The organism is Streptomyces sp. NPDC058877, assembly GCF_042742855.1.
Lineage (GTDB): Bacteria > Actinomycetota > Actinomycetes > Streptomycetales > Streptomycetaceae > Streptomyces.
The window spans coordinates 1-5,982 of the sequence record NZ_JBHYMF010000300.1 but is presented as its reverse complement, the minus strand read 5'-3'; the positions used below and the strand labels follow the sequence as shown (position 1 = coordinate 5,982).

At 70.9% G+C, this 5,982-nt stretch carries 7 protein-coding genes and 1 pseudogene; 2 read left to right on the top strand and 6 right to left on the bottom strand.

Translation table 11 applies throughout. The features are described 5' to 3' along the window. Positions 1-35 precede the first annotated feature (35 nt). The 4 genes from ACFW2Y_RS34310 to ACFW2Y_RS34295 form a co-directional block, all read right to left on the bottom strand. Entirely contained in the window at positions 36-239 is a 204-nt protein-coding gene (locus ACFW2Y_RS34310) for a cold-shock protein (RefSeq protein ID WP_384887224.1), read from the bottom strand. Between the two features lie 320 nt (positions 240-559). Further along, positions 560-1,120, bottom strand: coding sequence for a DUF5994 family protein (locus tag ACFW2Y_RS34305; protein ID WP_384887221.1), 561 nt, complete (start codon positions 1,118-1,120; stop codon positions 560-562). 154 nt (positions 1,121-1,274) lie between these two features. Further along, the gene (locus ACFW2Y_RS34300) at positions 1,275-2,486 is read right to left on the bottom strand and encodes a PP2C family protein-serine/threonine phosphatase (protein ID WP_384887218.1); all 1,212 of its coding nucleotides are present in this window, start codon (positions 2,484-2,486) and stop codon (positions 1,275-1,277) included. Between the two features lie 139 nt (positions 2,487-2,625). Beyond that, entirely contained in the window at positions 2,626-2,898 is a 273-nt protein-coding gene (locus tag ACFW2Y_RS34295; protein WP_384887216.1) for a hypothetical protein, read from the bottom strand. Positions 2,899-3,145: 247 nt separating this feature from the next. Between ACFW2Y_RS34295 and ACFW2Y_RS34290 the strand changes: the two genes are divergently transcribed. Next, on the top strand, positions 3,146-3,682 hold the full coding sequence (locus ACFW2Y_RS34290; protein WP_384887213.1) for a DUF5994 family protein: 537 nt from the start codon (positions 3,146-3,148) through the stop codon (positions 3,680-3,682). Between the two features lie 375 nt (positions 3,683-4,057). Here ACFW2Y_RS34290 and ACFW2Y_RS34285 read toward each other — a convergent pair whose 3' ends face one another. Beyond that, on the bottom strand, positions 4,058-4,597 hold the full coding sequence (locus ACFW2Y_RS34285) for a carboxymuconolactone decarboxylase family protein (RefSeq protein ID WP_384887211.1): 540 nt from the start codon (positions 4,595-4,597) through the stop codon (positions 4,058-4,060). 176 nt (positions 4,598-4,773) lie between these two features. On the opposite strand from ACFW2Y_RS34285, the gene ACFW2Y_RS34280 reads away from it, so the two are divergent. Then, positions 4,774-5,370 (top strand): MarR family winged helix-turn-helix transcriptional regulator, encoded by a 597-nt coding sequence (locus ACFW2Y_RS34280; RefSeq protein WP_384887226.1) that lies wholly within the window; start codon positions 4,774-4,776, stop codon positions 5,368-5,370. 109 nt (positions 5,371-5,479) lie between these two features. Here the strand turns inward: ACFW2Y_RS34280 and ACFW2Y_RS34275 are convergent. Further along, a pseudogene (locus ACFW2Y_RS34275) lies at positions 5,480-5,653 on the bottom strand (serine hydrolase); the annotation flags it as partial. Positions 5,654-5,982 lie beyond the last annotated feature (329 nt).

Sequence of the window (5,982 nt, the reverse complement as noted above, 5' to 3'; positions counted from 1 at the left end):
GGATGCGGGCCCCAGCCACGTCGTGCGCGTCAGCGTCAGGCGGAAACGATGTTCTCGGCCGTCGGGCCCTTCTGGCCCTGCGCGATGTCGAAGTTGACCTTCTGGCCTTCCTGCAGCTCGCGGAAGCCCTGGGAGGCGATGTTCGAGTAGTGGGCGAACACGTCGGGGCCGCCACCGTCCTGCTCGATGAAGCCGAAGCCCTTTTCCGCGTTGAACCACTTCACGGTGCCACTGCTCATGTCGTATCTCTTTCTGGGGGCTCATCGGAGTCCGCACTGTACGGATGCCGTGTCGCCGTGATGATTACCCCGCCGGAGAGACCGGAGACGAAAGCACTCCCAGTAGCCGATGGGCTTGACTGGGGGGCCTGAAGTTTCGGGAACCACAACTGCAACTGGAATCGAGACTAGCACGTGGAATCCGTCAGTCCCGGTTTAATGGAGTCACTATTTCTGGACGCCAATAAGTCTGACTGCGCCACCCCTCGCATTCTCATCCCGCCGGCACAGATATTCGTTCGCGGCGTGGAGAGGCCAGGGAGACGACAGATCGGTGGTCGTCACCTCCGCATGCTCTGTGGCAGGTAGATCATGCGTGCCCCGACGACGGGGCGGGTACGGGATCGGAGCCGCGAGGAGGCCTCGCCGTCCGTCTCCCCGGGGTCCTCACCGGCTCGGGCCTCCCGCAGGCGGCGACCGGTGGCGTCCTCGTCGACCATCAGGGTGTCCGTGGTGTGGAGGTTGCCCGGGGCAGAGGCGACGGCCATCAGCCCTCTGGCGGCGGTGGGTTCGGTCTCCGGGGGAATCACCAGCAGGTCACAGCGGCCGCGGTCGTACGAGAGCAGGATCATCGTGTCGGGAGCCTGGTCGGTGAACCAGCGGACGCGCACGGCGTGCCCGCCGACGGGGACCTGGTACGGGGCGACGGGCCAGGGCGCCGGATTCGCGGTGACGCGCGTGATGCGACCCCAGCGGTCCCGCAGCGCATCCACCAGGGGCGGCAGTTCGGTGGCGAGGTTGCGTGAGTACGGCCACCAGGCGCCGTCCAGCAGCCCGGCCAGGGAGGTGCGCGGTGTGAGTGCCAGGCGTACCCGGCGGGTGGGAGCAGTGGCGCTGGTCATGAGACCGGGACCTGTCCCCGGGACGCCCGTAGGCGCCCCGGCCTAATGATCGCCGGGAACGACGTCCGCGTGGGGGCGGGTGTGCGAGGTGCTCCCGGTAACTCCAACGTACTCCGCCGCACTCCGCGCCGGAGCCGGACGCACCGAGTCCCCGTCACCCCCGTCCGCGCCACTCGACGAGGACGAGGCTGGCGTCGTCGGTGGTGGTCTCGCCGCGGGCCCGTCTGAGCGTGTGGGACAGGTCGCGTGCCACGGCCCGTACGGTCCGGTCGGCCTGGTCCAGCCGATGAACCCAGTCGATCAGCTGGTCCTCGCCGAACTCCTCCTGCCCGGTCTCGTGTTCCTCGATCAGGCCGTCGGTGAAGCAGAGGATACGGTCCCCGGGAACGAGGGGCACCTCGCTGACCTGGGGCTGGTCTCCGCCGAAGCCGACGGGGAGGGTGGTGGGACTGTCGAGGCGACGTATGACGCGGTGCTCGCGGATCAGCATGGGGGAGGGGTGTCCGGCGTTGACCCACTGAAGGTGGCCGGTGCCGGTGTCGAGCCGCAGCATCTGCGCGGTGACGAAGTGGTCGGGGGCGAACTGTTCGGCGACGGCCCGGTCCATGAAGAGGTAGATCTCGGACAGCTCGACGCCGGTGCGGCGGGCGTGTCGGTACGCGCCGATGGCGACGGTCGCCATGGTCGCCGCGTCCAGGCCGTGGCCCATGGCGTCGATCATGGCGAGGTGGAGGACGTCTTCGTTCAGGGCGTAGTCGAAGCTGTCGCCGGCCACGTCGTAGGCGGGTTCCAGGACGCCGGCGACCGCGACGCGCGGCATCGTCATGGCCAGCGGCGGCAGCAGCGACCACTGGATCTCGGCGGCGACGCTCATCGGTGCGTCCCGACGGGTGCGGAAGTAGAGGTCGGTGTAGCCGTTCTTGGTCTGCATCGTGTCGGCGGCCAGGGCCGCGAGCCTGCGCAGGATGCGGCGGGTGTCGTCGTCGACCGCGTCCAGGGTGACGGCCAGGACGCCCGCCTGGTCGCCGCCGTCCAGCAGGGGGACGTGGACCCGCACCCCGTCGGCGAGCGCCACCTCGACCGGGCGTGCGGTGAGGAAGCACCGGCCTGCCTCCGAACCGTCGATGGGCAGGGGATCCCCGCCCTCCAACCCTTCCCCGGCGAGGGGGACCAGCCGCTGCTGCCCGTAGTCCTGGAGCAGGATTTGCGCCTCCCGGCCGCCGATTCGGGCGACCGCGTCGGCGAGGACCCGTCCCACCCGGTCGGGCGGCAGCACATGGGCGTGGTCCAAGAGCCTGCCCAGCAGCATCTCCCCGAAGCTCTCCGAACGGTCGGGCTCTCCGGCCTCGTACCGTCTGCCGGTCATCGGGGCCTCCAGGCGGGCGGCGGGGCGATGCCCCGGGCTGGTGCCGATGGACCGGATCCGACGGCATCGCGGTGCGGCTTCCAGGATGCTCCGTGGCGGCCGGAGCCGCCACGCGCGCCCGTCGGGCTCCGCTGCCTTCTCAGGGTTCTTCGGAGTGGGGCCCGGTGCCGCTCGCGGGCCTGCTGGTGGCCAGCCAGGAGCGGGCCGCTTCGGCGGCGCGGTCGGTGTCGACGGTGAGGTGGAGGCGGGTGCCCCCGCCGGGGGCGGGGTAGCTGCGCTGCTCGCCGCCGGCGAAGCAGTGACGCAGGACATCGGCCACCCTCCGGGCGGCGTCCGGGGTGGCGGAGACGATCCGGACTTCGGCGTGCCCCGGTGGCGGCAGGGTTTCTGCCACTGGCTCGTTGCGGTCCAAGACGGCACCGTCCTTTCCTGCCGGAAGCCCGCCCGAACGACCGGAGCGGGGCGGGCGCGCCTCCGTACGTCCACGGTACGTCCGAAGCCGCTGGTGCAGGTTTGTTCGAGAGCGTGGAGCGGCGCTTCCGCGCGGCCTCCCGGAGTACGGTGAAAGAACGGGACCGTCGGCCCGCCCGCCGGCCCGGCGTCCGCCGTGGCCCCGGTCGGGGCGGCAGCGGCACCACCCGTGGACGGACGGACCGATCATGACCGACGCAGGCATCTCCCCCCACCGTGCCGTCACGCCGCCACGACTCCTGCCGGACGAGGTCCACCGGGCCGTCGGGCCGGGCACCGCGCTGCTCCGGCTGGAGACGACGGCGACCCGGCAGAGCCTCCTGGACGGCGCCTGGTGGCCGCGCTCGCGTGACGTCGAGCAGGAGCTCCCGCCGCTGATCACCGCCCTGACCGAGCACCTCGGCCTCATCACCCGGGTCGGCCTGGACGCCTCCGCCTGGAACGGCATCCCGACCCGCCTGGTCGTCGACGACCAGGTCGTGCACCTCGATTCCTTCCCCGTCGGCGACGCCACCGTCCTGATCACCCGCGGCGACAACGACCACTTCTCCCTCATGGTCGTCCCGCCGGCCACCACGCCCGAGGCCGCCCGCGTGGCCATGGCCCGTGCCGTCCACGCCGACAACGTCACCCAGGCCGCCGAGATCCTCCTCGCGGAACTCCCCCGTCCCGGGGACCCGTCGGCCGGCACCACCCGGGACGACGACGAAGGCCCAGGTCACTGACCTGGGCCTTCTCTCACGAGCGGATGACGGGAGTCGAATCCGCTCCATGAGCGTGGGAATCACCCGGTGCTCGGGTCTGCATGTGGATTCCGAGCGGGGCGGGCGTTCGGCCGGGGCCGAGCGGGCGGCGGCTCCGGCGCGGAAGGGAAGGCCGAGGACGCGGCCGCACGTGTCTCACCGTGCCGTGCGGGACTCCTGCCAGTGGCAGGACGCGACGCGGAGGGGCGTACGTGCACGTGACCAAAGCCCCGTTGGCGGCCGCGGTGTGCGTCCCCGGTCGGTCTTCGGGCAGTGCCGACCTCCACTGACCGGGGCCCGTTCGCCGTACAGGCGCGGCCCGACGTCCCGTCAGGGTTCCAGGGCCGCGGGCGGGTGCTACCGGGGGAGCGGCACGGAGGGGAAGTCGAGCTCGGTGCGGCCGACGGAGTTGAAGTAGTTGGTGAATATGTTGAGGGCGACCGCGCCGATGATCTCGCCGATCTCGCCGTCGCCGTAGCCCGCGGTGCGGACGGCCTCGATGTCGGCGTCGGTGACGAAGCCCTTGTGGCGGACGACGGCGCGGGCGAACCGCAGGGCGGCGGCGACCTTGGGGTCGGCTGCCTCGGCGTGACCTCCGGCAGCGAGGTCCGCGGTGCTGACACCCGCCTTGGCGCCGAGGACGTGATGGGCCGCGTAGCAGTACTCGCAGGAGTTCTCCACGGCGGTGACGAGGGCGATCTGCTCACGGACCGCGGCGGAGAGGTGCCCCTTGGCCAGGGCGCCGCCGAAGGAGAGGTACGCGTCCAGGACGGCCGGCGAGGAGGCCATCGCCCGCATCATGTTGGGCGTCGCGCCCAGGGCGCGCTCGACCCGGTCGAGCTGGGCCTTGGCGGCGGGGGTGGCGGTGTCCGGGTCGACGGTCGACAGGCGAGACATGGGCATGCTCCTTCGGGCGGCGGCCGGGTCCGACCGCACGTCAATTTGTTGGCAGTGCCAAGAGTTGTTGGCGCTGCCAAATATAGTTGGCTCTGCCTAGAATGCAAGCCGGAGTTGAGGGCGGTCCGGCTCGGTGTTCGGCCCGGTGGTCATGAAGGAGGTTCGTCGTGGGTGGTATGCCCGGGCTGTCCCCCAGCGAGCAACTGCTCATCGGGCTCAGTCGACTTGGCCAGGCGGTCCGGTTGAGTGCATGGCACAACGCGGGGCCGACGAAGCTCACCCCGCTGCAGTCCGACATCCTGCTGTTCTTGGACGGCGACCGCCGGCCCCGCAGGCAAGGCGAGATCGTCACGGCGCTGGCCTCCACCGCGCCGACCGTCAGCGACGCCGTGCGCGCCCTGGCGGGAAAGGATCTGGTCGACCGTCAGCGCGATCCCGCCGACTCACGTGCCATCACCCTTGTCCTGACCGAGGCCGGACGGACCGAGGCCGCTCGGCTCGCCACCATCCCCGAGCCGCTGCGCGCGGCGCTCGATGGGCTCGGCGAGGAGGATGTCGCCGCAATGCTGCGCGGAACGACCAGCATGATCCGGATCCTCCAGCAGTGGCACGCGATCCCGGTCTCCCGTACCTGCGTCACCTGCCGGTTCTATCGCCCCGACGCCCACCCCGGCGATCTCCGGCATCCGCACCACTGCGCTTTCGTGGACGCCGCGTTCGGGGACGTCGACCTCCGGCTCGACTGCCCCGACCACCAAACGGCCGACGACTGACCTGATCCCTGGACGCGCACTCCACCCAGGAGGCGGGCGGAGAAGTCGTGGGCGGTGCCCTTGAGGTGGGTGCCGGTGTCCTGGTTGAGTTCGGTCGGGGCGCATCGGGCAGAGAGGCTGGCGGGAAGCGGCCGAAGCGGGTCGAGTTCATGCCCGGCGGGTGCCAGGTCCTCGTCTCGCAGAGCTGGTCGAGGGGCTGGCCGGAGAGGTAGTCGAGGATGAGGGCGGCCCGGTCGGTGTACTCGACGGCTTCGCCGGGCGGGTGGTTGAGGGCTTCGTGCAGGACTCCGCGGCGGATGCCGGCGGGGTCGGTGCCGTAGAGGTTCTTCAGCTGGGCTCGGAGGGGGGAGGCCGGCGGTGTGGCTCAGGAGCTGGCAGGCGGTCACGGCCCTGCTGCTCGAATCGCATGGCGCATCCTCCTGGAAGACCCCGGCCAAGATCGTCTCCCAGATTTCTCCCAAACGATCTGCAAAACCACTCAGGGGCCTGATCCGATTTCTCGGATCAGGCCCCTGACCAGGGCTCCGGCAAAGTCGTCTGGCAGCCCTGTGACGTGGGGTTTTGCCGCTGAGTGAGGTGCGCGGGCGTGTTCCGGTCCGGTTGGATGGAGGT

Excerpts from the sequence above, each read along its gene's own strand:
- ACFW2Y_RS34310 (WP_384887224.1), bottom strand. The coding sequence starts at position 239 with ATGAGCAGTGGCACCGTGAAGTGGTTCAACGCGGAAAAGGGCTTCGGC.
- ACFW2Y_RS34305 (WP_384887221.1), bottom strand. The coding sequence starts at position 1,120 with ATGACCAGCGCCACTGCTCCCACCCGCCGGGTACGCCTGGCACTCACA.
- ACFW2Y_RS34300 (WP_384887218.1), bottom strand. The coding sequence starts at position 2,486 with ATGACCGGCAGACGGTACGAGGCCGGAGAGCCCGACCGTTCGGAGAGC.
- ACFW2Y_RS34290 (WP_384887213.1), top strand. The coding sequence starts at position 3,146 with ATGACCGACGCAGGCATCTCCCCCCACCGTGCCGTCACGCCGCCACGA.
- ACFW2Y_RS34285 (WP_384887211.1), bottom strand. The coding sequence starts at position 4,597 with ATGTCTCGCCTGTCGACCGTCGACCCGGACACCGCCACCCCCGCCGCC.
- ACFW2Y_RS34280 (WP_384887226.1), top strand. The coding sequence starts at position 4,774 with ATGCCCGGGCTGTCCCCCAGCGAGCAACTGCTCATCGGGCTCAGTCGA.